23 protein-coding genes and 1 tRNA gene are annotated in these 21779 nt (G+C 63.1%); 8 read left to right on the forward strand and 16 right to left on the reverse strand.

Features of this window, described 5'->3' with window-relative positions; genetic code table 11:
- Positions 1-110 precede the first annotated feature (110 nt).
- The 6 genes from NKH83_RS02475 to NKH83_RS02500 all read right to left on the reverse strand — a co-directional run bounded on the left by NKH83_RS02475 (position 111) and on the right by NKH83_RS02500 (position 4666).
- The gene (locus NKH83_RS02475; RefSeq protein WP_352476293.1) at positions 111-1040 is read right to left on the reverse strand and encodes an electron transfer flavoprotein subunit alpha/FixB family protein; all 930 of its coding nucleotides are present in this window, start codon (positions 1038-1040) and stop codon (positions 111-113) included.
- A 155-nt stretch (positions 1041-1195) separates the two neighbouring features.
- Complete coding sequence (locus tag NKH83_RS02480; RefSeq protein ID WP_352801938.1) at positions 1196-1945, reverse strand: electron transfer flavoprotein subunit beta/FixA family protein; 750 nt, start codon at positions 1943-1945, stop codon at positions 1196-1198.
- Positions 1946-2151: 206 nt separating this feature from the next.
- Positions 2152-2955 carry a rhomboid family intramembrane serine protease gene (locus NKH83_RS02485; RefSeq protein WP_352801940.1) on the reverse strand — a complete coding sequence of 268 codons (804 nt, stop codon included), beginning with the start codon at positions 2953-2955 and terminating at the stop codon, positions 2152-2154.
- A 22-nt stretch (positions 2956-2977) separates the two neighbouring features.
- A complete protein-coding gene (locus NKH83_RS02490; protein ID WP_254816675.1) occupies positions 2978-3559 on the reverse strand; it encodes a cob(I)yrinic acid a,c-diamide adenosyltransferase in 582 nt (193 codons plus the stop codon).
- 25 nt (positions 3560-3584) lie between these two features.
- A complete protein-coding gene (locus NKH83_RS02495) occupies positions 3585-3776 on the reverse strand; it encodes a twin transmembrane helix small protein (RefSeq protein ID WP_023677950.1) in 192 nt (63 codons plus the stop codon).
- Positions 3777-3799: 23 nt separating this feature from the next.
- Positions 3800-4666, reverse strand: coding sequence for an SDR family oxidoreductase (locus NKH83_RS02500; protein ID WP_352801942.1), 867 nt, complete (start codon positions 4664-4666; stop codon positions 3800-3802).
- 57 nt (positions 4667-4723) lie between these two features.
- Here NKH83_RS02500 and NKH83_RS02505 point away from each other — a divergent pair, with 57 nt between their 5' ends.
- The gene (locus tag NKH83_RS02505; protein WP_254816677.1) at positions 4724-5575 is read left to right on the forward strand and encodes a YihY/virulence factor BrkB family protein; all 852 of its coding nucleotides are present in this window, start codon (positions 4724-4726) and stop codon (positions 5573-5575) included.
- A 45-nt stretch (positions 5576-5620) separates the two neighbouring features.
- Here NKH83_RS02505 and NKH83_RS02510 read toward each other — a convergent pair whose 3' ends face one another.
- A complete protein-coding gene (locus tag NKH83_RS02510) occupies positions 5621-6496 on the reverse strand; it encodes a DMT family transporter (RefSeq protein WP_352476296.1) in 876 nt (291 codons plus the stop codon).
- A gap of 149 nt (positions 6497-6645) precedes the next feature.
- Positions 6646-7521, reverse strand: coding sequence for a tRNA glutamyl-Q(34) synthetase GluQRS (gene gluQRS / locus NKH83_RS02515; protein WP_352801944.1), 876 nt, complete (start codon positions 7519-7521; stop codon positions 6646-6648).
- A 123-nt stretch (positions 7522-7644) separates the two neighbouring features.
- Here gluQRS and NKH83_RS02520 point away from each other — a divergent pair, with 123 nt between their 5' ends.
- Together NKH83_RS02520 and NKH83_RS02525 are read left to right on the forward strand one after the other, a co-directional pair.
- Positions 7645-8286 carry a DNA-3-methyladenine glycosylase family protein gene (locus NKH83_RS02520; RefSeq protein WP_254816680.1) on the forward strand — a complete coding sequence of 214 codons (642 nt, stop codon included), beginning with the start codon at positions 7645-7647 and terminating at the stop codon, positions 8284-8286.
- Between the two features lie 129 nt (positions 8287-8415).
- Positions 8416-8973, forward strand: coding sequence for an HNH endonuclease (locus NKH83_RS02525; RefSeq protein ID WP_254816681.1), 558 nt, complete (start codon positions 8416-8418; stop codon positions 8971-8973).
- Positions 8974-9193: 220 nt separating this feature from the next.
- On the opposite strand, the gene NKH83_RS02530 is transcribed toward NKH83_RS02525, so the two are convergent.
- Complete coding sequence (locus NKH83_RS02530) at positions 9194-9712, reverse strand: disulfide bond formation protein B (protein WP_352476298.1); 519 nt, start codon at positions 9710-9712, stop codon at positions 9194-9196.
- A gap of 29 nt (positions 9713-9741) precedes the next feature.
- The gene (locus NKH83_RS02535) at positions 9742-10329 is read right to left on the reverse strand and encodes a YqaA family protein (RefSeq protein WP_023721063.1); all 588 of its coding nucleotides are present in this window, start codon (positions 10327-10329) and stop codon (positions 9742-9744) included.
- A gap of 274 nt (positions 10330-10603) precedes the next feature.
- Here NKH83_RS02535 and NKH83_RS02540 point away from each other — a divergent pair.
- A tRNA-Leu gene (locus NKH83_RS02540) sits at positions 10604-10688 on the forward strand.
- Between the two features lie 114 nt (positions 10689-10802).
- On the opposite strand, the gene NKH83_RS02545 is transcribed toward NKH83_RS02540, so the two are convergent.
- The 3 genes from NKH83_RS02545 to NKH83_RS02555 all read right to left on the reverse strand — a co-directional run bounded on the left by NKH83_RS02545 (position 10803) and on the right by NKH83_RS02555 (position 14650).
- Positions 10803-11411, reverse strand: a complete 609-nt coding sequence (locus NKH83_RS02545; protein WP_352476299.1) for a hypothetical protein — start codon at positions 11409-11411, stop codon at positions 10803-10805.
- A 558-nt stretch (positions 11412-11969) separates the two neighbouring features.
- Positions 11970-13250 carry a GNAT family N-acetyltransferase gene (locus NKH83_RS02550; protein WP_352476300.1) on the reverse strand — a complete coding sequence of 427 codons (1281 nt, stop codon included), beginning with the start codon at positions 13248-13250 and terminating at the stop codon, positions 11970-11972.
- Positions 13250-14650, reverse strand: a complete 1401-nt coding sequence (locus NKH83_RS02555) for a lipopolysaccharide biosynthesis protein (protein WP_352476301.1) — start codon at positions 14648-14650, stop codon at positions 13250-13252. The genes NKH83_RS02550 and NKH83_RS02555 overlap by 1 nt, the downstream gene beginning before the upstream one ends.
- Before the next feature lie 276 nt (positions 14651-14926).
- Between NKH83_RS02555 and NKH83_RS02560 the strand changes: the two genes are divergently transcribed.
- Together NKH83_RS02560 and NKH83_RS02565 are read left to right on the forward strand one after the other, a co-directional pair.
- Positions 14927-15112, forward strand: coding sequence for a hypothetical protein (locus NKH83_RS02560; protein ID WP_031194557.1), 186 nt, complete (start codon positions 14927-14929; stop codon positions 15110-15112).
- A gap of 2 nt (positions 15113-15114) precedes the next feature.
- Positions 15115-15285, forward strand: coding sequence for a hypothetical protein (locus NKH83_RS02565; RefSeq protein ID WP_352704409.1), 171 nt, complete (start codon positions 15115-15117; stop codon positions 15283-15285).
- 168 nt (positions 15286-15453) lie between these two features.
- On the opposite strand, the gene secA is transcribed toward NKH83_RS02565, so the two are convergent.
- Positions 15454-18186 (reverse strand): preprotein translocase subunit SecA, encoded by a 2733-nt coding sequence (secA, locus tag NKH83_RS02570; RefSeq protein WP_352801948.1) that lies wholly within the window; start codon positions 18184-18186, stop codon positions 15454-15456.
- Between the two features lie 252 nt (positions 18187-18438).
- On the opposite strand from secA, the gene NKH83_RS02575 reads away from it, so the two are divergent.
- The gene (locus NKH83_RS02575; protein ID WP_352476303.1) at positions 18439-19356 is read left to right on the forward strand and encodes a peptidylprolyl isomerase; all 918 of its coding nucleotides are present in this window, start codon (positions 18439-18441) and stop codon (positions 19354-19356) included.
- Between the two features lie 43 nt (positions 19357-19399).
- Here NKH83_RS02575 and NKH83_RS02580 read toward each other — a convergent pair whose 3' ends face one another.
- The gene (locus NKH83_RS02580; RefSeq protein ID WP_352476440.1) at positions 19400-20056 is read right to left on the reverse strand and encodes a TetR/AcrR family transcriptional regulator; all 657 of its coding nucleotides are present in this window, start codon (positions 20054-20056) and stop codon (positions 19400-19402) included.
- 110 nt (positions 20057-20166) lie between these two features.
- On the opposite strand from NKH83_RS02580, the gene NKH83_RS02585 reads away from it, so the two are divergent.
- The gene (locus tag NKH83_RS02585) at positions 20167-20403 is read left to right on the forward strand and encodes a putative antibiotic biosynthesis monooxygenase (protein ID WP_352476304.1); all 237 of its coding nucleotides are present in this window, start codon (positions 20167-20169) and stop codon (positions 20401-20403) included.
- Positions 20404-20406: 3 nt separating this feature from the next.
- Here NKH83_RS02585 and NKH83_RS02590 read toward each other — a convergent pair whose 3' ends face one another.
- The gene (locus NKH83_RS02590) at positions 20407-21633 is read right to left on the reverse strand and encodes a caspase family protein (RefSeq protein ID WP_352476305.1); all 1227 of its coding nucleotides are present in this window, start codon (positions 21631-21633) and stop codon (positions 20407-20409) included.
- Positions 21634-21779 lie beyond the last annotated feature (146 nt).

Genomic DNA, 21779 nt, shown 5'->3' on the forward strand with positions numbered 1-21779 from the left:
CGATCCCGTCGAGGCCTTTGCGGCCCGTTTTTTGTGCAGTGCAAACTAAAAGGGCGGGGCGACTTCGTCTACCCCACCCGTCAGAATTTAATACGCTTTGGCAGAAGGCGTCAAAGCGCCTTTTGCAGTTCCGGCAGAATGACGAAGAGATCGCCGACGAGACCGTAGTCGGCGACCTGGAAGATCGGCGCCTCCTCGTCCTTGTTGATGGCAACGATCACCTTCGAATCCTTCATGCCAGCAAGGTGCTGGATGGCACCGGAGATGCCGACGGCAATATAAAGGTCGGGCGCTACCACCTTGCCGGTCTGGCCGACCTGCCAGTCGTTCGGCGCATAGCCGGCATCGACGGCGGCGCGAGATGCGCCAACCGCCGCACCGAGCTTGTCGGCGACCGGCAGGATGACCTCCTGGAACTTCTCGGAGGAGCCCAGCGCACGGCCGCCCGAGATGATAATCTTGGCCGAGGTCAGCTCTGGACGGTCGGTCTCGGAGAGCTTGTTCTCGACAAAGCTCGACAGGCCGGGATTGGCCGCCGCCTGAACCGTCTCGACCGGCGCGGAACCGCCCTCGGGTGCTGCCTGGAAGGAGGCGGTGCGCACCGTGATGACCTTCTTAGCGTCACTCGACTGCACCGTCTGGATGGCGTTGCCGGCATAGATCGGCCGCTTGAAGGTGTCGGGCGACACGACTTCGATGATTTCCGATATCTGGGCGACATCGAGCAGCGCCGCCACGCGGGGCGCGACGTTCTTGCCCGACGAGGTCGCCGGCGCGATGATCGTCTCATATGGCTCAGCAAGCGAAACGACGAGTGCCGCCAGCGGTTCGGCGAGACGCTCGGTCAGTTCGTCAGCGTCGGCGAGCAGCACCTTAGTAACGCCCTTGAGCTTGGCGGCTGCGTCCGCTGCCGGCTTGGCATCTTTGCCGGCAACCAGCACATGCACGTCCGAACCGATCTGCAGCGCCGCCGAAAGCGCCTTGGCGGTCTGGTCGGAAAGCGCCGCGTTGTCGTGTTCGGCAATCAGAAGAATAGCCATGATGTTTTCCTGACTTTCGTCTTCGAGGCTCCTGAAATCCGGTCAGGCTGAGTCGAAAACGGTTGGTTTCGAGAACCGGAGCGGAGCGTACTTCAGTACGTGAGCACCGGAAGCGGAGAAACCGGCCGTTTGCCGGCCGGCCTCATCGGATTTCCTTAGAGCACGCCGGCTTCGTTCTTCAGCTTGTCTACCAGTTCGGCGACGCTCTTGACCTTGACGCCCGCCTTGCGGCCGCCCGGCTCCTCGGTCTTGATCACTTTAAGCCGCGGCTTGACGTCCGCGCCGTAGTCGGCAGGGCTCTTCTCGTCGAGCGGCTTCTTCTTGGCCTTCATGATGTTGGGCAGCGACGCGTAGCGTGGCTGGTTCAGCCGCAAATCCGCCGTGATGATTGCCGGCATCTTCAGTTCCAGCGTCTGCAGGCCGCCATCGACCTCGCGCGTCACCGTGGCCTTTTCACCGTCGAGCACGATCTTGGAGGCGAAGGTGCCCTGCGCCCAGCCGAGAAGTGCGGCCAGCATCTGGCCGGTCTGGTTGGAATCGTCGTCGATCGCCTGCTTGCCGAGAATGACAAGGCCGGGCTGTTCTGCCTCGACGACGCCCTTCAGCACCTTGGCGACGCCCAGCGGCTCAGTCTGCTCGTCGGTCTTGACCAGGATGGCGCGGTCGGCGCCCATGGCGAGTGCGGTGCGCAAGGTCTCCTGTGCCTGCTGCGGCCCGATCGACACCACGATGATCTCTTCGGCCTTGCCAGCTTCCTTCAGCCGGATCGCCTCTTCCACCGCGATCTCGTCGAACGGGTTCATCGCCATCTTGACGTTGGCGAGTTCCACCGCCGAACCGTCCGCCTTCACCCGGACCTTGACGTTCGCATCCACAACCCGCTTCACGGGCACAAGGATCTTCATTTGCCTGTCACCTCTTTCACGATAGTCTCTCACGCTCGTCGGACGCGCTATAGCAGCGTGCACCTCTTCAGAGTTGTCGAAAGCCGACATTCCGGACGGAATTCTGGTCTTCGCCACGCCAGTAGGGTGGCGCTTCCGTAGTTGCGGCGACCCCGCGCGTCAATATCCGGGCGCACTCGGATCCTCGGCGAAGCACTCAAATCAGTTCAGTCCGGACCGGAAACGCTTCCTCGGCCCCAGCGCGGCGCCTGCTGCGCAGGTTGTGGTTCGCTTGGCGCCGGCTCTACGGCAACGGGCACATGGCCGGCGACCACCACAGTCTCTTCATCCGCAGCGGCGAGCAGCGGCACGCCGCGGCTGCGCAAGACAAGCACCAGCACGGCTCCGGCGATGATGCCGCCGATATGGCAAGCCCAGGAGACCTGATCCTCGCCTCCCTGGGCAAACATGAAGATCTGGAACAGGATCCACAGGATGAGCGGGATGAAGGCGGGGATACGCAACGGGATGCGGGCGAAGACCAGCACCCATACCTTTACGCGGGGATAAAGGATCAGATAGGCGGCGACCACACCGGCGATGGCGCCCGACGCACCGATCAGCGGCACTTGCGAATCCCAGGCCACCAGACCCTGGAAGAAAGCGCCGGCAATGGCGCAAAGCAGGTAGAAGATGAGGTAGCGGATGTGGCCGAGTGCATCCTCGACATTGTCGCCGAATACCCACAGGAACAGCATGTTGCCGCCGAGGTGGAAGATATCCGCGTGCAGGAAGGAATAGGTCAGGTAGCTCAGGCTCTCGGGAATGACGACGAATTGCGGATCGAGCTCGACGCTGTCATGCACGACCGACGGGATGAAGCCGAGGCCCAGCACCGCGGCGTTGGAGAAGTCCTCACCGCCAAGCGTGGTGACAAGGTAGATCAACATATTGAGCGCGATCAGGCCGATGGTCACATATTGCAGCTTGATGTGCCGCAGCCTGTTGGTGTCGTAAAGCGGGATGAACATCGGGTCCCCAGCTCGGCGGATTTCAGCGGTTCTTGCCAGGAACCCATAGCACGTCGGCGTTTCCGTTGTCATTGACCGCGCGCGCGGCAACGAACAGGAAGTCCGAGACGCGGTTGATGTACCTTATTGCCTCGCGGTTGACGGGCTCGTTTGGGTCTTGCGACAGCGCCACCATGATGCGCTCGGCGCGGCGCGCGACCGTGCGGGCGAGGTGAAGGGCGGCGGCGGCCGGCGTGCCGCCATTGAGCACGAAGGATTTGAGCGGCTGCAGATTTTTGTTGAGGAGGTCGATGTCCTGTTCGACGCGGTCGGTCTGCGAGGCTACGATGCGCAGCGGCTCGTAGTCCAGCGGCTTGCCATTATCGGGGACTGCCAGATCGGCGCCGAGATCGAAAAGATCGTTCTGGATGCGGCCGAGCATCGCATCGATCGCCGGATTTACTGCCGCGGTATGGATGCGGGCCATGCCGATGCAGGCATTGGCCTCGTCGACCGTGCCGTAGGCGTCGATGCGAAGGTCGGATTTCAGTCGCCGCTCGCCGGAGCCGAGACCGGTGGTGCCGTCGTCGCCAGTGCGGGTGTAGATCTTGTTGAGCTTGACCACGGGGTACCTCCCGGCTGGTGCCGCGTCACTTACGGGTGAAATACACCGCCAGCATGATCAGCACCAAGGCCACGAACTGCAAGAGCACGCGCGTCTGCATCAGCTTGTTGGAGGTCATGCTGGAGCCGCCGCGCATCATGTTGATGAGGCCGCGGATCAGCACGATCACCACTGCGACCATGACAAGAACGGCGAGGATGTTGAAGACGGTTGCCATGATGTGTTCCAGATGAATTGCGTTCAGGCGCGTTTGGCGAGCAGACGGTAGAGTGCAGATGCCGGCAGGATGCGTTTAAGGATCGCGCCGATCCTGGCCGGCACTGTTACCACATAATGCGGGCGCGGGCGCCGCGACAGAAGCGCATGGTGCAAGGCGGCATAAACCACCTCCGGCCCGGGCTTCAGCCGCGATGTGCTGCCGCCGGCCCGCAGCCGTTTGAGTTGCGCCGCATAGGCGAGGCGATGAACGGAATTCTCGTGATCGATATTCGCCAGGAACCATGCGAGGCTGTTGCTGGCGATCTTCGATTTCACCGGCCCCGGCTCGATCAGCGAAACATGGATGCCGCTACCCCGGAGTTCTTGATAGAGGGACAGCATCAGCCCTTCGATAGCGTGCTTCGATGCCGAGTAGGCGCCGCGAAAAGGCACCGGCGCGAGGCCGAGGATCGACGAGCAATGAACGAGACGACCATGGCCCTGGCGGCGCATCACCGGTACGACGCGGCGAGTGAGATCATGCCAGCCAAAGACATTGGCCTCGAACTGCTGCCGCAAAGCCTCGACCGGCAGGTCCTCGACGGCGCCGGGCTGTCCGTAGGCGCCGTTGTTGAAGAGCGCACCGAGCCGGCCGCCGGTCCGTTCCAGCACCGACGTCACCAACGCCTCGATCGATCCGGGTTCGGTGTAGTCCAGATAGAAGGCCTCAATGCTGTCGGCCTCGAGCGCGGCGATATCCTCGGGCTTTCGGGCCGTTGCGAACACCCGCCAGCCTTCCTTCTTAAGAGCATGGGCGCAATAGGCGCCTATACCGGAAGAGGCACCTGTGACAATGATGGTGCGCAACTCTTTTCCGGGAGGAATGGTGGTTTGACCTAGGGTTGTCATTTACTGCAAACCCTTCCCATATTCGCGGCGTCCGGACAATCGAAGGGAACGCGGTTCTTGTTGCGGAAGATCGTAGCCCTTAAACGCGTCCTCTACGACGCGCTCGGCCATTTCAACACCGACGACGGCTGGGCAATGGCCAGCCATCTGGCGATCACCGCGCTGATGGCGCTTTTTCCTTTCCTGATCTTCGCTACGACGCTGGCGAGTTTTTTCGGCGCGCAGGCCTTCGCCGACACCGCCGTGCACCTTGTGTTCGACACATGGCCCGAGCAGATCGCCAAACCGATCGCGCGCGAAGTGCTCAACGTGCTTACCGTTAGGCGCAGCGACCTGTTGACGTACGGTATCGTGCTTGCCGGATACTTCGCCTCGAACGGCATCGAGGCGCTGCGCACCTCGCTCAACCGCGCCTATCGTGTCTCGGAAACGCGGGGCATCATCTACCGGCGGGTGCAGAGCATCATCTTCGTGCTGATCGCGACGGCCGGGTTTTTGGCGATCAGCGTGCTGCTGGTCTTCGCGCCGTTGCTGGCACGGCTGGCCGAGTCGCATTTCGAATGGATAAAGCCCTACATGGGCACGATCACGCTGTGGCGTTACGTCATCGCCTCGGTCGTCATCATCGGCGGCCTGTTCGCCGTGCATTTCTGGTTGCCGGCCGGCAAGCGCCGCTTCGTTTCGATCGTGCCTGGCATCATCTTCACGCTGATCGGCTGGCTTATCGGGTCGACCATCTTCGCCGCCTATCTCGATCATTTCTCGTCCTATGTGACGACCTATGCCGGCCTCGCCTCGATCATGATCGCCGTCGTATTCCTCTATATCGTCTCGGCGATCTTCATCCTCGGTGGCGAGCTCAACGCCGCGATCAGCCGCTATTTAGAGGCGCGTGCGAGAGTCGGCTGAGTTAAGCATGATCTTTTCCGAAAACCGGTTCCCACTTTTTTGGGATCATGCTTTTGGCGGCTGAGCGGTCGCCAGCCCGACGCCGAGCGTCGCGATTGCCATGCCGGCGATCTGGAGCGGGCTCAACTGCTCACCGAACAATGCCCAGGCGATGACCGCGGTGACGGCCGGCACGAGGTAAAACAGCGAGGCGACCTTCGACATCTCGCCGTCGCGGATCATCACCATCAACAGGAAGATGGCGCCGATCGACAGCACCAGCACAAGCCAGGCCATGGCAAACATCAGTTCGCCGTTGACGATGACCGTTCGGGTCTCGAAGGCGAGCGAGGCCAGAGCCATCACCGATGCGCCGCCGACATATTGCCAGAACGTGGCAGCCACCAGATCGCCGCCGGAGGCGAAACGCTTCTGCCAGATCGTGCCCGCACTCATGCCGAGTACGGAGACCAGCGAGGCGCCCAGTGTTTCGGCCGTCACCCCGCCGCCGAGCGCGCCGAGCTTCGGCCAGAGCACGATTACCACGCCGATCAACCCGAGGCCGAGACCGGCCCAGTGGCGCGGCAGGATGGCCTCGCCCAGAAGCCGGCCGGCGAGCACTGCCGTGATCAGCGGCTGCAGGCCGACGATCAAGGCTGAAAGCCCAGCGGGCATGCCCCGGTGGATGGCCCAGAACACGCCGCCGAGATAGACCCCATGCATCAGGATGCCGGCGCCGGTCGCGTGCAGCGCCTCGTCGCGGGTGGCGCGGCTCGAACCAAGTGCGGCCATCAAAGCGACAAGCAGGATTGCGGCTAGGACAAAGCGCGCGGCCAGGAAAGTAAAGGGCTCCGCCCACGGCATGGCATAGCGCGCGCCGATGAAGCCGGTCGCCCACAGGAGGACGAAAGAGGCGGGGATGAACCGCTTGAGGCTGTGCATTTTCAGGAGGCCGCGGTGAATTCGGGTGAGGGATCGACTGCGGCGACTGCTTAATGCCGTTCGGGCCGGCAAGCAAAACCAAACGGTTGATCCATAGAGTCATTTGAATTGAAGGAGCGCCGTTGATGGCCGTCAGCTCGCCGGTCCAGCTAGAGACCGACCAGCCGCCTTACATCGTCGGGCGAGGCGCCCGCCGCACGCTGGGCGGCAAGGCTGGTATCGCCAAGACTCTTCGACAGTTTTCGTCCGTCCGGGCCGAGGATCAGGCGATGGTGAAAATAGGCCGGCTGCGGCAGGCCAAGCAACTGCTGAAGCAGCCGCTGCACACTGGTCGCGGAATAAAGGTCCTGGCCGCGCACGACATGGCTGACGCCCTGCAGTGAGTCATCCACGGTGACGGCGAGATGATAGCTGGTCGGGATTTCGCGGCGCGCCACGACCACGTCGCCCCAATCCTGCGGATGGGCTTCGACACGACGCGTCGCGGAGAGCGTCTCGTCCGTGTATTCGGCCCATGACAGGTCCTTGCCGGCGCGCCCTATTGCCGCATCGACGTTCAACCGCCAGGCAAATGGCACATTTTCGGCGATGCGCCGTTTGCGTTCGCTCGCCGGCAGCGCCTTGTCGGCGGCGGGATAGAGCGGCACGCCGTCCGGGTCGCGCGGCCAGTCGCGGCCGCGCTTTTGGCTGTCGGCGATGAAGGCGCGGATCTCACTTCTGCTCATGAAGGCCGGATAGACAAGCTCCGCCTCGATCAGCCGTTCGAGCATAGCCCGATATTCGGCAAAATGCTCGGACTGGCGGCGCACCGGTTCCTCCCAGCCAAGCCCCAGCCATTTCAGGTCGCGAAAAATGCCTGCTTCGAATTCCGGCGTGCAGCGCGTCGTGTCGATGTCCTCGATGCGCAGCAGCAGGCGTCCGCCCGCCGCCTTTGCCAATTTCTGATTGAGCAGCGCCGAATAGGCATGGCCGAGATGCAGTTCGCCGTTCGGGCTCGGCGCGAAGCGGAATGTCAGCAGTGTCATTGTCCGGCGGGCAATCGGGTTGTGCGGCGCTTTCGCCAATTGCTACTTTGCGCCGGCGGCGTCGTGCGTCCAGAGGGACACGTGACGAAACGTGCGGCACTTTTGATTTTGGAACAAGCAGACATGCAACGCATCGCCAGCCTCGACGACATTGCGCAAGGGCTGGATAGGCTATGCTTGCTCGACCCACGCCTGGAAAAAGTGCGCGGCATGGCTGGCGAGGTGCCGCTCAGGCTGTCGGAGCCGGGGTTCAGGAGCCTTGCTTCCATCGTCGTTTCGCAACAAGTGTCCCGCGCGAGCGCCGATGCCATCTTCGGCCGCCTGACGGAACTGCTCGATCCGCTGACGCCGCAGGCGATCCTTGCCGCCGATGAGGCGATCTTTCGCAACGCGGGGCTGTCGCGGCCAAAGCAGCGCGGCCTGATTGCCGTCGCCCAGGCGGTGGCCGACGGGCTCGACCTCGATCACCTCTGCCGGCTCGATGCAAGCGAGGCTATCGCGGCCATGACCAGAGTGCCGGGCATCGGCCCGTGGACGGCTGAAGTCTACCTTTTGTTTGCCGCCGGACACCCGGATATCTTTCCGGCGCGCGACGTTGCTTTGCAGAGCGCGGTCGGCCATGCGCTCGGCATCGACCCGCGTCCGCCGGAGAAAATGCTAATCCGGCTTGCCGAATCATGGAGCCCGTGGCGCGGTGTCGCATCGCGGCTTTTCTGGGCTTATTATCGCGAATTGAAGGGCAGGGATGCCGCGCCTCCGGCCTGAATCCGCAAAAAAGCATTGAAATCATGCGTTTTTGAGACCCGGCATGATCGACAATCCGCTTCACATCCCTGTCATGTCGGGCTTACAGTATCCGCGTCGACCGGTTCTAGGGTGAAGGAGGTCAACGACGTGACGGTTGCCGTATCTCCGGATGGGCTTCCAGCGCTGGTGCTGAATGCGGATTACCGTCCGCTCAGCTATTACCCCCTGTCGCTCTGGTCCTGGCAGGATGCCATCAAGGCGGTGTTCCTCGAGAGGGTGAACATCGTCGCCGAATACGAACACGCCGTCTCTTCGCCGACCTTTTCGATGAAGCTGCCGAGCGTCGTCAGCCTGAAGGCTTACGTGAAGCCGTCGAGGCATCCGGCATTTACCCGTTTCAACGTCTTTCTGCGCGACCGTTTCCAGTGCCAATATTGCGGCACACCGGACGATCTGACGTTCGACCATGTCATTCCTCGCCATCGCGGCGGCGCCACGACCTGGGAGAATGTCGTCGCTGCCTGCTCGCCCTGCAATCTGAGGAAGGGCGGCATGATGCCGGCCCACGCCAAGATGTGGCCGCTGCAGAAGCCCTACCAGCCGACGGTGCATGATTTGCATAATAACGGCCGGCTGTTCCCGCCCAACCATCTGCACCAAAGCTGGATGGATTATCTGTACTGGGATGTCGAACTCGAACCATAGAGTTCGGCAGAAATCCGCCATGCCGGTCGGCTGACGCAGCTTTCTACGCTTCCGGCCTTCGCCGGCCGAAGCATTCATGAGCGGTCGTGGCGTGGTAGTTAAGGCTACGGCCGGCGTAGGCCGGTGCTCACGTAGTTTAGCACGCTCCGCTCCGGTTCTCGAAAACTACGTCATGCACTCCGGCCTGACGAATTTCTGAACGAATTCTGCGTTGTGCCACTCAGTCGCGGGCAAAGGCGCCGCGGAACGCGACTGCGGCGAGGACAAAGCTGGCGATGGCATTCCAGCCCGCCAGCGACAGGCCGAGGATGCGAACCGCCGCCTTGTCGCAGGAAGGCGGGACGAATTTGTCGAGCGCGTCGAGCACGCCCTTGCCGCCGGTGTCCACCGGCCCTGCGGCTGCCGTGCAATCGGTCGGGCCCGGCCACCACGCCCATTCGACGCCGGAGTGATAAACGCCGAGATAGACGCCGTAGAGCATCAGCAGGCCGCCAATGGCCAGCAGGCCACGGCTTACCCAGGCTGGTGCCCGAAGCGCCGACGCAAGCACCGCCAGCAGCATCAAGGGCACGCCGACGTAGTAAGGCGTGCGCTGCTCGAGGCAGAGCTTGCAGGGGATGTAGCCGCCAACATACTGGAAGGCCAGCGCCGAGCCGACGGTCGCGGCCATGGCGACGGCGAGAAACAGGGCGGTGCGCAGCCGCTGGCGTCCGGTATCGGCATTCACGGTCGCTGTCATCGGGCTCAGTCCGTTCGGTTCGATGCCGTTCAGACGGCGTATTTGACGACGATATAGAGCAAAATCAGGGCAGCGGCGCCGGCGCCCGCAATCTGGCCAAGGCGCTTTTCGATGAAGTGGCGGATCGGCTCGCCATAGCGGCGCAACAGCCACGCGAGAAACAGGAAGCGAGCACCGCGCGCCACGATTGCCAGCACGATGAACAGCAGCAAAGGAACACCGATGACGCCCGACAGGATCGTCACTACCTTGATCGGCGGCAGATGGGCGAGGCCGGAGGTGACCAGCATCAGGATGATGAAGCCGACACCCGATGAGACGCGCATCGCTTCGAACTCGTCATATTTGCCATAAAATTCGAGGATCGGCCGCGCCACCGCATCATAGGCATAATGGCCGATGAACCAGCCGGCGATGCCGCCGAGCACCGAGGCGACGGTGGCGACCAGCGCGTAACGATAGGCGCGATCCGGCCGCGACAGCGCCATCGGCAGATAGAGGACGTCGGCCGGCACCAGGAACACCGAACTCTCGACGAAGGCGATGAAGGCCAGCCACCATTCGGCGGATTTGCTCGCCGCCAGCGACAAGGTCCAGTCGTAAAGTCCGCGAAGCATCGGCACTCCTAATGCACGCCCAAACCAGACGCGGTCTTGAGATCACGACATGTACAAACAAGACCTGGAAGCGCCCCGCATCAACCTCGTCGGACAAGGCGCGCTTCAATGACATGCGCCGCCTGTCTAGAAAGATTTTCCGCGCTGCACAATGGCAGCTGCTTCACGAAATCGAAAGGCTGAGGCTTGAGCGAGCCCAGATGTCGGGATTTGGCCAGTTGACGAACAGGCCTCCAACCGTATAGTCCGCGCCCATCCAGGCCGCCCGGCCTGAGCCCCTATGGCGGAATTGGTAGACGCGCTCGACTCAAAATCGAGTTCCGCAAGGAGTGCTGGTTCGATCCCGGCTAGGGGCACCATTTCCCACCTGAGAAACCGCGAGCTCGGCTGGCGTTATCCCAGGAGCCCTCCTGGGATAACCGCTATTGAGGCCGCGGCCGGCCCTCCGATAGCCTCAGCGGTAACGAGGTCGCTTACATCGGCCCCGGCACCATCTTGGTCGGCTGCTCCGGCATCGGAAATGCATAATTGTCGCATTTCACGTCCGGGTTCGTCGGGCTGAACATTCCGAGCGGGTTCTCCTTGAACAGCCAGGCGTGAAGGTCGTAGTGGTGGAACTCCTTGGGGATGAGCGGGTAATGCCCCTCCATCGGCCCCATGAATGTCTGGCCGAAAAGCTTCGGCGGCTCCTTGGTGTCCGGCGTCAACGGCACGAGCCATTCCACGCCGACCAGGCGCAACTCGTTACCGACCGGCTCATAGATCAGCACATTGGGGCGCGTCGGATCTGCGGTCGGGCCGACAGTCGTGACATTGACGAAATGGATGCCCATTGCGCCCTTCGGGTAGTCCATCGCCCCTTCCACCTTTTCGCCGCTGTAGAAGACGCATCCAACCGTCGACAGATAAAGTTCGCGAACGGCAACCTTGTAATCTTCATATCTGGACAGCGATTTACGCAGGGCATCTATCTCGGCCTTGTCGGGTTCGGCGGCCCGAGGCGCGGCGGCGCTCAGACACGCGCCAACGAGACCTGCCAATGTGAGGATACCGAGATGCCTGAGGTGAGTTGGTTTCGTCATGCATTCCTCCCAGTTTTTTCTTCTGGCCGTGCAGGACCGAGGCGGCAATGATGCTGGACGCGCGGCCGAAATTGATCGCCTCATCCCTGTTGGGACTGCGTTGATGCTAGTCCCTTCCGGTGATTGGGAGAATTAACCCTGACGACCTAGGTCGTCGGCACAGAGGATTTGGTTCTGCGACTGAGTCTGAAAGGGACTGTCGACGGTTGCTGCCGACCGGCTTCCTTCGTCATCCAGGGGTCTGCGCCGGAGCGAAGCGACGTCGCGTAGACTCTGGGTTCGAGCTCTTTCGCGGGAACGGCGTGGTAGCGTTTGGTTCTCGTCCGCCGGAGCACTGCCGCCAGGTAACGGCATGGATCCCAGGGTCTGCGCCGCGTCGCTTCGCTCCTTGCTCCGCCCCGGGATGATGAAGGGAGGGAGGATTCGGCCAATCTCCAACGCTGGCGATTTGCCGCCGACAGGAATTATTGACGTTAATTATCGACGTTCGCTGCTGATTGGCCCGACCTGTCAAAATCACTGTGTCGAGGAACTAGGCCCCCAGCAGGAACACCAAGTCTACCGCCGCCGCAGCAAGCTCTTCATCCGGTTGCGCAGCAGGCGCGCCATGTTGCGGGTCTCGCGGTAGAGGTGAAGCTGCGATGCCGCCTGGCGGGCAGGGCGGTCGGCATCCGGCGTCAGCCCGATCACCAGCGTGCCTATCGGCTTGCGCTCCGTCCACAGCCGGCTCATCACCGGATGGTCGGGCACGGCGCAGGAATCGGTCATCATGATGTTGGGGTCGTCGAGATGCTGCCTGGTCACCTCGATCATCAGCAGCGTACCCGGCGAATAGGCGGCGAGCGTCTCGTCATAGGCGGTCTTCCAGGTGTAGCCGACGCCGGCCTCGACGAAGACGACCAGGCAGGCGATGGTGCGGCCGTCGAGCGTCAGCGAATGGATGCGGCAAAGATCCTGCTCGGCCAGCCGGTGCACCGCCTCGCGGGCGAAGGCGGCGCGGTAGCGGTCGATGGCCATGGCGGTGCGCTCGCGGCCTTTCCAGCCAGCGGCCTCCAATGTCAGGAAATTCTCGATGGCATGGCGGATCTCGTCCGGCCCGCGCGCCACCACATGCTCCAGCCGGCCGAGGTCGGCGAGGCGGCGCTTCAGGCGGCGGAACTCGCGATAATGGTGGGCGCGCAGTGAAGCTTTCAGATATTCCTCGCCGTCGAGCGCGCTTTCGAGCACCGGGCGGTCGGCCTTGCCGGTGGTGACCAGCGTCAGGCCGCGCGTTTCGGCGACGCTGGCGAGCAGGCTGGCCACCGGGCCGTCCAGCCTTATGTCGGGCAGCACGAAGACTTTCGGCAGCTTGAGATGCGGCCGCGACAGCATCGAGAAGAAATCCTCGATCACGCCGATCGGATCGTCGCGGTCGACCAGCGGCGTGCCGATCGGGCCGAACGGGCTCGACCAGGTGCGCATGACTGGAACTCCGAGCGGCACCGCCGGCCGCTCGACCGAGAACGGCACCAGCAGGCGCAGCCGATTGCGAAACTGGTCGCCGTCGCGGATGACGGCCAGCCGCACTTCACGGTCCTCCAGCCTCGGCATGGCCGGCGCCAGGAAGCGCGGGTTGAAGAAGACGTTGGGCTCGATTGTGCGGGTGCAGAGATAGTCGAGCTCCTCGACCAGGTCGAAGCCGGCGGAGGCTGGATAGATGGCGAGCTTGCGCTCGGGCCGGTGGTTGGCGAGGATCTCGATATGGGCGGGATCGGCCTCGCGGGCGAGCCCGGCAAGACCGGACACCATGGCGCCGGCCGGGCCGCCGCTGGTTTCCTCGAGCAGGGGGACGGCAGCCATCAGGCGGCTCCTTTGGCTGATACGAAAATGACCATGACGATGCCGAGCTTGCGCCAGACCGTGAAGGACAGCGCGCCGGCCTCGAAGATCATGGCGAAGACGGTGGCCATCGCCGCGCCCCACAGGCCGAAGAGCGGGATCAGCACGACGCTCAGCGCGATGTTGAAGGCCAGCGTCAGGGCGTAGACCGCGGCGCAGACGTTCTGATTGCCGCTCATGGTGAGCAGGCTTTCGCAAGGGCCGACGGCGGCCCGCGCCACGACGCCGAACACCAGCAGGAACAGCAGCGGATAGCCGGCGGAAAATTCCGGGCCGAACAAGGTCAGCATAGGCTCGCCCAGCGCCAGCACCAGCAGCGCCATCGCCAGCGACGGCCAGAAGGTCCACGACACCGTCTCGCGGGCAAAGGCGGCGAGCTTTTGCGGCTCGCCATGGGTGAACTGGGCATAGCGCTGGGCGACGCCGGCCTTGACGGCGAAATAGACGAAATGCACCAGCGCCAGCGTCTTGACCGTGGCGAAATAGACGGCGACGTCGTTGGGATCGAGGTAGGCGCCGACCATCAGCACGTCGGCATTGGTGAGCAGGAAGAAAAAGCTCTCGACCAGGAAGATCGGCAGCGAGACGATGAACCATTGGCCGAAATGCAATTTCATCGGCCCGGCCGGGATCCTTCTGTCCATGCGCGACGTCACGCCGATGAGCTGACCGAGCGTGGTGCCATAGGTGGCGGCGATCGCGGCGAAGATCGCCGTCCTGGCGTCGGGCGCGTAGCCCGCCAGCAGCATCAGCGCCATGAAGGCCAGGATCAGCACCGGCCGCACCAGAAAGGTCGGGGATAGCGCAAACAGCGCCCAGGAATTGGCCCGCGCCAGCCCTTGCAGAAGGTCCGACATGGCGATCATCGGCAGGCAGATGATGCCGAGGATGAACGGCACGACATAATAGTCTTCGATAAAGGACGACAGCAGCCAGACGGCGAGCGCGCCGAGGCCGGCGATCGCAGTCGAGGCAACCAGCACGAACAGCCGGCTGGCCCGCACGATGCCGCGCAATTCGGCCAGCATGCCACGCGCGCGATATTCGGGGATGAAGCGGATGACCGAGGTGTGGAAGCCGAGGCAGGCGAGATTGCCGACGATGACCATGGTCACCCAGACGAGGACGAAAATGCCGTACTCGAACGAGCCCATCCAGCGCGCCATCAGCACCTGGCTGACGAAGGCGATGACGGCGCTGACGATGCGGACCGAAAAGGCGATCAGCGACATGCGGCCGGCCTCGCCGCGCTCGCCGGCGGTGAACAGCACGGCATCGATCAGGCCAAGCAGCGGCCTTATGCGCAGCGCAAGGCGCTGCGGCAGGAACCGCCCGGCTGTCGTCGCCGCGGAAAAGCGCACCCCGATTACACTCCGTTTTCCCGCCAATTTACAGGGGCTTAGTGTAGCGGAGACACATTAAGAAACGGTTGGGTGGGCTTTCCTTCGCCCTGTCGCTATACGGGGAGAAGGTGCCGGCAGGCGGATGAGGGCGGCGCGGGCTGCTTCATATTCATCATTCGCGCAACCCTTCAACCTGCTCGGGAGTGTCTCAGTTTGAAATCCGCGGAAACGCCTATCCCGTTTGCCCCATATGCGAAAACGCCTATATGCTTAGCGGAACGCACGGCAGCAACAATGGTCTACACTGTCATCTGGTATGGAAGGCAGGGCATCGTCGACAAGGTGATCTTCGACGACGAGAAGACCGCGAAAGATCATGCAACCTCCATGTTTCAAACCCGAAAGGGTGACGATGGAATCGTGTCCGTTGAAGTTCGTAAGGACAACGGCGCTGTCGTCTTTAGCCATGCCGAGAACTAGGAATGCCAACCGGACCTAAAGGCCAGAAGCGTCCTGCCGACGTGATCGGCAATGCCGCCCGCGTCATGCGTATTGCTACAGGCGAGGAATCCGATGACGTGGTTGACGACGGTAAAGACCTGCCGCGAAAGCGCTGGGCGCGAAAGGCGGCACGAAGCGGGCCGAGAATATGACGCCAGAGCGTCGCCCTAAGATCGCCAAAAAGGCTGAGCGCCCCCCTCTGGCCTGCCGGCCATCTCCCCCTCAGGTGGGGAGATTGGCTAATTGCCAACGCCTCCGCCGCCCCTCATTCGCCCTTCGGACACCTTCTCCCCGTGAACGGGGCGAAGCAAAGCAATGCCTTACGCAAACGCCCCGTGGCAATGCTTGTACTTTTTCCCTGACCCACAGGGGCAGGCTTCGTTGCGGCCGATCTTGCCCCAGGTCGCCGGGTTCTTCGGGTCGCGGTCTTCGGGGGCGACGATTGCATTGGTCTCCTGGCGGACCAGCACGGCCGTCTCGCCGCCTTCGAAGTCGTCTTCGCCGGTCGAGCCGTCGATATGGCTGCCGAACATGTCGGGCGCCTCTGGCGGCGGCGCTTCCGCCGCCTGGCGGACCAGCTCGACGCGCATCAGCTGCGCCGTTACCGCCTGGCGCAGATTGCCCAGCATCGCCTGGAACAGCTCGAACGCCTCGCTCTTGTACTCCTGCAGCGGATCGCGCTGGGCGTAGCCGCGGAAGCCGACGACCGAGCGCAGATGGTCGAGATTGACGATGTGCTCGCGCCACAGATGGTCGAGCGTCTGCAGCACCACGGAGCGCTCGACATAGGTCATCACGTCGGGGCCGAAGCGCTCGGCGCGCTCCTTGGCGGCAGCATCGGCGGCCTGGCTGATGCGCTCGCGGATGTCGTCCTCGGCAATGCCTTCTTCCTTGACCCAGTCTTCTACCGGCAGGTCGAGGTTGAGGAATTCGGCGATCTCGGCCTTGAGCCCGGCGACGTTCCACTGCTCGGCATAGGCGTTTTCGGGAATGTTCTTGGCAACGATCTCCTCGATGACGCCTTCGCGCATCTCGGTGATCGTCTCGGACAGGCCTTCGCCGTCCATCAATTCGAGGCGCTGCTCGAACACCACCTTGCGCTGGTCGTTGGAGACGTCGTCATATTTCAACAGGTTCTTGCGGATGTCGAAGTTGCGCGCCTCGACCTTCTTCTGCGCCTTTTCCAGCGCCTTGTTGATCCAGGGATGGATGATCGCCTCGTCTTCCTTGAGGCCGAGCTTCTGCAGCATGCCGTCCATGCGCTCGGAACCGAAGATGCGCATCAGATCGTCCTGCAGCGACAGGAAGAACTTTGACCGCCCGGGATCGCCCTGACGGCCTGAGCGGCCGCGCAACTGGTTGTCGATGCGGCGCGATTCATGGCGTTCGGTGGCAAGCACATAGAGGCCGCCGGCGGCGAGCGCCTTTTCCTTCAGCCGGGCGATGTCGTCGCGGATTTCTTTTTCCCGGGCCTCGCGCTCGGGGCCGGCTGGCATGTCGCCAAGCTCCTCGGCGATGCGCATGTCGGCATTGCCGCCGAGCTGGATGTCGGTGCCGCGGCCGGCCATGTTAGTGGCGATGGTGATGGCGCCGGGTTTGCCGGCCTGGGCGACGATCGCCGCCTCGCGCTCGTGGTGGCGGGCGTTCAGCACCTCGAAATCCTTGAAACCCTCCTTGCGCAGGCGCTCGGCCAGTTGCTCGGATTTCTCGATGGAAGTCGTGCCGACCAGCGTCGGCTGACCCTTGGCGCGGGCTTCCTTGATCTCCTTGACGATCGCCTTGTATTTCTCCTCGACCGTCCGGTAGACCTCGTCGTCTTCGTCAATGCGGATGACCGGCAGGTTGGTCGGGATCTCGGTGACATCGAGATTGTAGATGTTGGCGAATTCCTCGGCCTCGGTCAGCGCCGTGCCGGTCATGCCGGCGAGCTTCTTGTAGAGGCGGAAATAGTTCTGGAAGGTGACCGAGGCGAGCGTCTGGTTCTCCGGCTGGATCGCCACATGCTCCTTGGCTTCGAGCGCCTGGTGGAGGCCTTCCGAATAGCGGCGGCCGGGCATCATGCGGCCGGTGAACTCGTCGATGATGACGATCTCGCCGTTGCGCACGATATAGTCCTTGTCCCTCTGGAACAGCCGGTGCGCCTTCAGTGCGTTGTTGACGTGGTGGACGATGGCGACGTTCTCGACATCATAGAGCGACTCGCCCTTGAGCAGACCGGCATCGCGCAGCATGTTCTCCAGCTTCTCGGTGCCTTCCTCGGTGAAGATCGAGGTCTTCTGCTTCTCGTCGATCTCGTAGTCCTGCGGCTGCAGCTGGACGATGAAGGTGTCGATGGTGTTGTACATTTCCGAACGGTCCTCGAGCGGACCGGAAATGATCAGCGGCGTGCGCGCTTCGTCGACCAGGATGGAATCGACCTCGTCGACGATGGCGTAGCTGTGACCGCGCTGCACCATCTGGGCGCGCTCGTATTTCATGTTGTCGCGCAGATAGTCGAAGCCGAGCTCGTTGTTTGTGGCGTAGGTGACGTCGGCGGCGTAGGCGACCCGGCGCTCCTCGTCGGACAGGCCATGGACGATGACGCCGACCTTAAGGCCGAGGAATTTGTAGACGCGGCCCATCCATTCGGAGTCGCGCGTGGCCAGATAATCGTTGACGGTGACGACATGGACGCCATTGCCGGCGAGCGCGTTGAGATAGACCGGCAGCGTCGCCACCAGCGTCTTGCCTTCACCGGTCCGCATCTCGGCAATACCACCATTGTGCAGCACCATGCCGCCGATCAGCTGCACGTCGAACGGCCGCATGCCGAGCACGCGGCGGGCGGCCTCACGCACGGTAGCGAAGGCCGGCACCAGAAGGTCGTCGAGGCTGGCGCCGTTGGCGATGTCCTGGCGGAATTTGTCGGTGCGGGCCTGAAGCTCGGCGTCGGAGAGCGCCCGCATCTCGTTTTCCATGGCATTGATCGCCTCGACGCGGGGCCGGGTCGATTTGACCCGACGATCGTTGGAGGAGCCGAAAACCTTACGGGCGAGACCGCCGAGACTGACCATCCAATGGCCCTTTCGATAGCATTCCAAGTCGTTGCGACGGGCGCCGGCTGGCCCCATCAAATCCACGTGAACGCGGACAAACGCAAAAAGCGCCCGGAAAACGGTTCTGGACGCAAAGTCGTTGGACAGATAAGAGGGGGCTCATTCGATGTCAACGCCGCGCTCGCCCTGTCGACCGCGCCAAATTCCGCCACAATCCTGCTGGTCTGGAAGCCATTCCGCTCTAGCTACCCCGCTTTGGAGATAATCGTAATGTCCTTGTTGTTCCGCCGTGCGTCGCTCGCCAGCCTTGGTCTGGCATTCGGCCTGTCGGCCCTCTCGCTGTCGCCGCTGATGGCACAGGAAGCCGCCCCTGCCCAGCCGGCAGCACCCGCCCCGGCGGCCAAGCCGGTCGATCCGAACGCCGTGGTCGCCACCATCAACGGCCAGACACTGACCGAGGCAGACCTTGGGCTTGCCGAGGGCGAACTGTCGCAGCAGTTCGCGCAGCTTCCGCCCGAGCAGCGCCGCGCCGCGGCACTGTCGGCGGCGATTGAAATCCGCGTCATGGCGGCTCAGGCGGTGACCACCGGCCTCGACAAGGATCCCGACTTCCAGCGCCGCATGGCCTTCCTGCAGCAGCGCGCGCTGCATGGCGAAATGGTCGAGAAGGGCGTCATCGACAAGGTTACCGATGCCGAGGTCCGCGCCCGCTACGACCAGGAAATCGCCAACACGCCGCCCACCAACGAGGTGCACGCCCGTCACATCCTCGTGAAGACGAAGGAAGAGGCCGACGCCATCATCAAGCAGCTCGACGGCGGCGCCGACTTCCAGAAACTCGCCAACGAGCACACCAGCGATCCGAGCGGCAAGACCAGCGGCGGCGATCTCGGCTGGTTCGGACCTGGCCAGATGGTGCCGGAGTTCGACAAGGCGGCGTTTGCGCTGGCGGTCGGCAAATACACCGAGCAGCCGGTGCAGTCGCAGTTCGGCTGGCATGTCATCAAGGTTGAGGACAAGCGCACCAAGCAGCCGCCGGCGTTCGACCAGGTCAAGGACCAGGCGCGCCAGGCGGTCATCCGCGACAAGTATTTCGCGCTGGTCAAGTCGCTGCGTGCCAACGCCAAGGTCGACATCCCCGATGCGAACCTGAAGAAGACGGTCGACGCGTTGGAAAGCGCCAAATAAGCCAGATTGGGCTACGACAGGGCGCGCTGCCGCCCTGTCGCTTCTATTTGGTAGGGCGAGCGAGGATGCGTCGACGCCGCCGCCGGACCGCCGTGGCGTCGCCGGCATCCTCAGCGACGATGCCTTTCAAGACATAGCCGACCGCCCCGCGTAAGATCGCCTCGTCCTCGTCCAGGCGGTCTGTCAGAAGGTGCGCCCAGGCAAACGACGCGACCAGGTCGGCGACGACAGTGGCATCGACATCGGCTGCCACCTCTCCCCTTGCCTTGGCGCGTTCGACCATCTGGCCGGTGTGGATACGACGCCCTCTCGCGTATTCGGCAAGGGCGGCGGCGGCTTTTTCGTCCGACTGCGCCTCGGCGATCAGCGATCTGAACACGCTGCCCGACGATGTGTCGCGCCAGTGCGCGAACAAGCTCTTCAGGAAGCCGACGAGATCCTCCGCAAGGCTCCCGGTATCGGGATTGTCGACGCGCTTTTGCCGCTGGTAAACGTCGAGCAGCAAGGCGGCCTTGCTTGGCCACCAGCGATAGATCGTCGGTTTTCCGGCACGCGCGCGGCGCGCCACCGCCTCGATCGAGAAGCCGGAATAGCCGGCCTCGACCAGCACCGCCTCGGCGGCATCGAGAATGGCATCGGCGCTTTCGGGGCTGCGCCGTGCGCCGGCCGACTTGCGCCCGGGATCGGTGATTTCGCCCATTTCTTTGTCCTTGCCCGCGATTTCAGCAGCCATCATATACAACTCTTGACGAAACGAAACGATCCGTTTCACACGTAACGGAACGTTCCGTTACGATAAGGAAGACAGCAATGACTTCGACCGTCGCCACATGTTTTACGCGCCTGCGCTTCGCCCTGCTGGTGCTGCTCGGCGTCTATCCGCTGATCACTGCCATTCTGTACGTGGTTTTTCCGCTGACGCAGGAATGGCAGATCTGGCAGCGTACACTGGTCATCGCGCCGCTGATGGTCTCGATCATGATCTGGGGACTGATTCCTGGCGTGCAGCGGATGTTTCGTGGCTTCCTCAACCCGACCGTCCGGTGACGGTCATTCCAGCGCTTGCGACGTTTCCGATGCAACGCGCCATTCGCCGTCGGCCAGAACGAGTTCCAGCGTCACCCGCGCCTTGCCGGTCAGGCGCTGCGCCGATTTGTTTTTTGGCACATAGTCGTAGTTCATGGCGAAAACTACGTCGGCACGATCCTTGCCGTGCGGCGTCACCTCGAGGCTGCCGGGCTCGAGACCGAACGACCACGACGCCCATTGCGCGAACCAGTCGGTCTTGACCTTGACGATGGCCTCGCTGTCATAACGCGTGCCGTAGATGGTGGCCGACGAACCGTAAAGCCGCCTGACGGTTTCGCGCATTCTCCTGGCATCAGGCGCCAGATAGTTTTCGCGCAAGAATTTTTCGATGGCACCCTCGTCGCCGACGGAGCGTCCGAGCGCAGCCACCTGCGACGCGGGAGCCGGCCTGACGGCCGGTTTCGGTTGCTGGGCAGTGTCTCCGCCCGGAACGAATTCGAAACGCTCGAGCAGCGACCCCTGCTCCCAGGGACGCTGCGCCTCGCGCGTTGCGGAAACGACGTCGCGACGCACCGCGATCATCATGTCGTTGATGCTCTGTCCGGGCTCCGCCATGTGCCGCAAAAGCGCCGCGGCGAAGGGCGAGTTGCGCTCCGTCCCGTCCATTGCCACAGCGCCGGGCGCCGTCGAGAAGGCGATGAAGGAGCCGCGTGTCGACTCGAACTGGGCAAGGCCGGCGAGAGCCGTCGCCGAGCGCGTCGTGGCGCTGCGGCTGAGACTTCGGGCAAACGGGTTGTTGCGGCAGGCATCGAGGAAGACCAGGCTGACCTTGGTCTGCTGCTCCATGATGTCGAGAACCTCGTCGATCGGCACCGCCTCGAGTTGCAGCTTGACCGGCATGTCCAGCCGGGCGTCGACCGGCACGATGAAGTTGCGCCCGTCGACCTGCAGGCCGTGGCCGGCATAGTAGAACAGCCCGGCACCGGCACCTTGCAGCGCATCGGAGAATTCGCCGATCTTGCGTTCGAGCTCGCGCTTGCCGAGATCGTTGCCTTCGATCACCTCGAAACCGATGGCGCGCAGCTTGTCGGCGATGTCGAGCGCATCGTTGACCGGATTGGCCAGCGTGCCGGCTTCGGCGTAGCTGCCGTTGCCGACCACAAGCGCTACGCGCCGCGCCGTCTGCGCATCGGCGCGCAGCAGCAGAAAGCCCAGAAACGCCAGTGCCAAGACCACAAGCCTGCCCATGGGGCAGGATCATAGCGCTATCGGTCGCAGCGACACCAACAAATTTGCAACAGCCTGCTTGCGGCCGCGGCAGGTGTCAGGCTTCCAGTAGCCATAACGGCTGTGAAAACGCCTTGCGCCGGCGCGTGCTATCGGGCAAACCGGCG

Source organism: Mesorhizobium sp. M0909 (assembly GCF_040319515.1).
Lineage (GTDB): Bacteria > Pseudomonadota > Alphaproteobacteria > Rhizobiales > Rhizobiaceae > Mesorhizobium.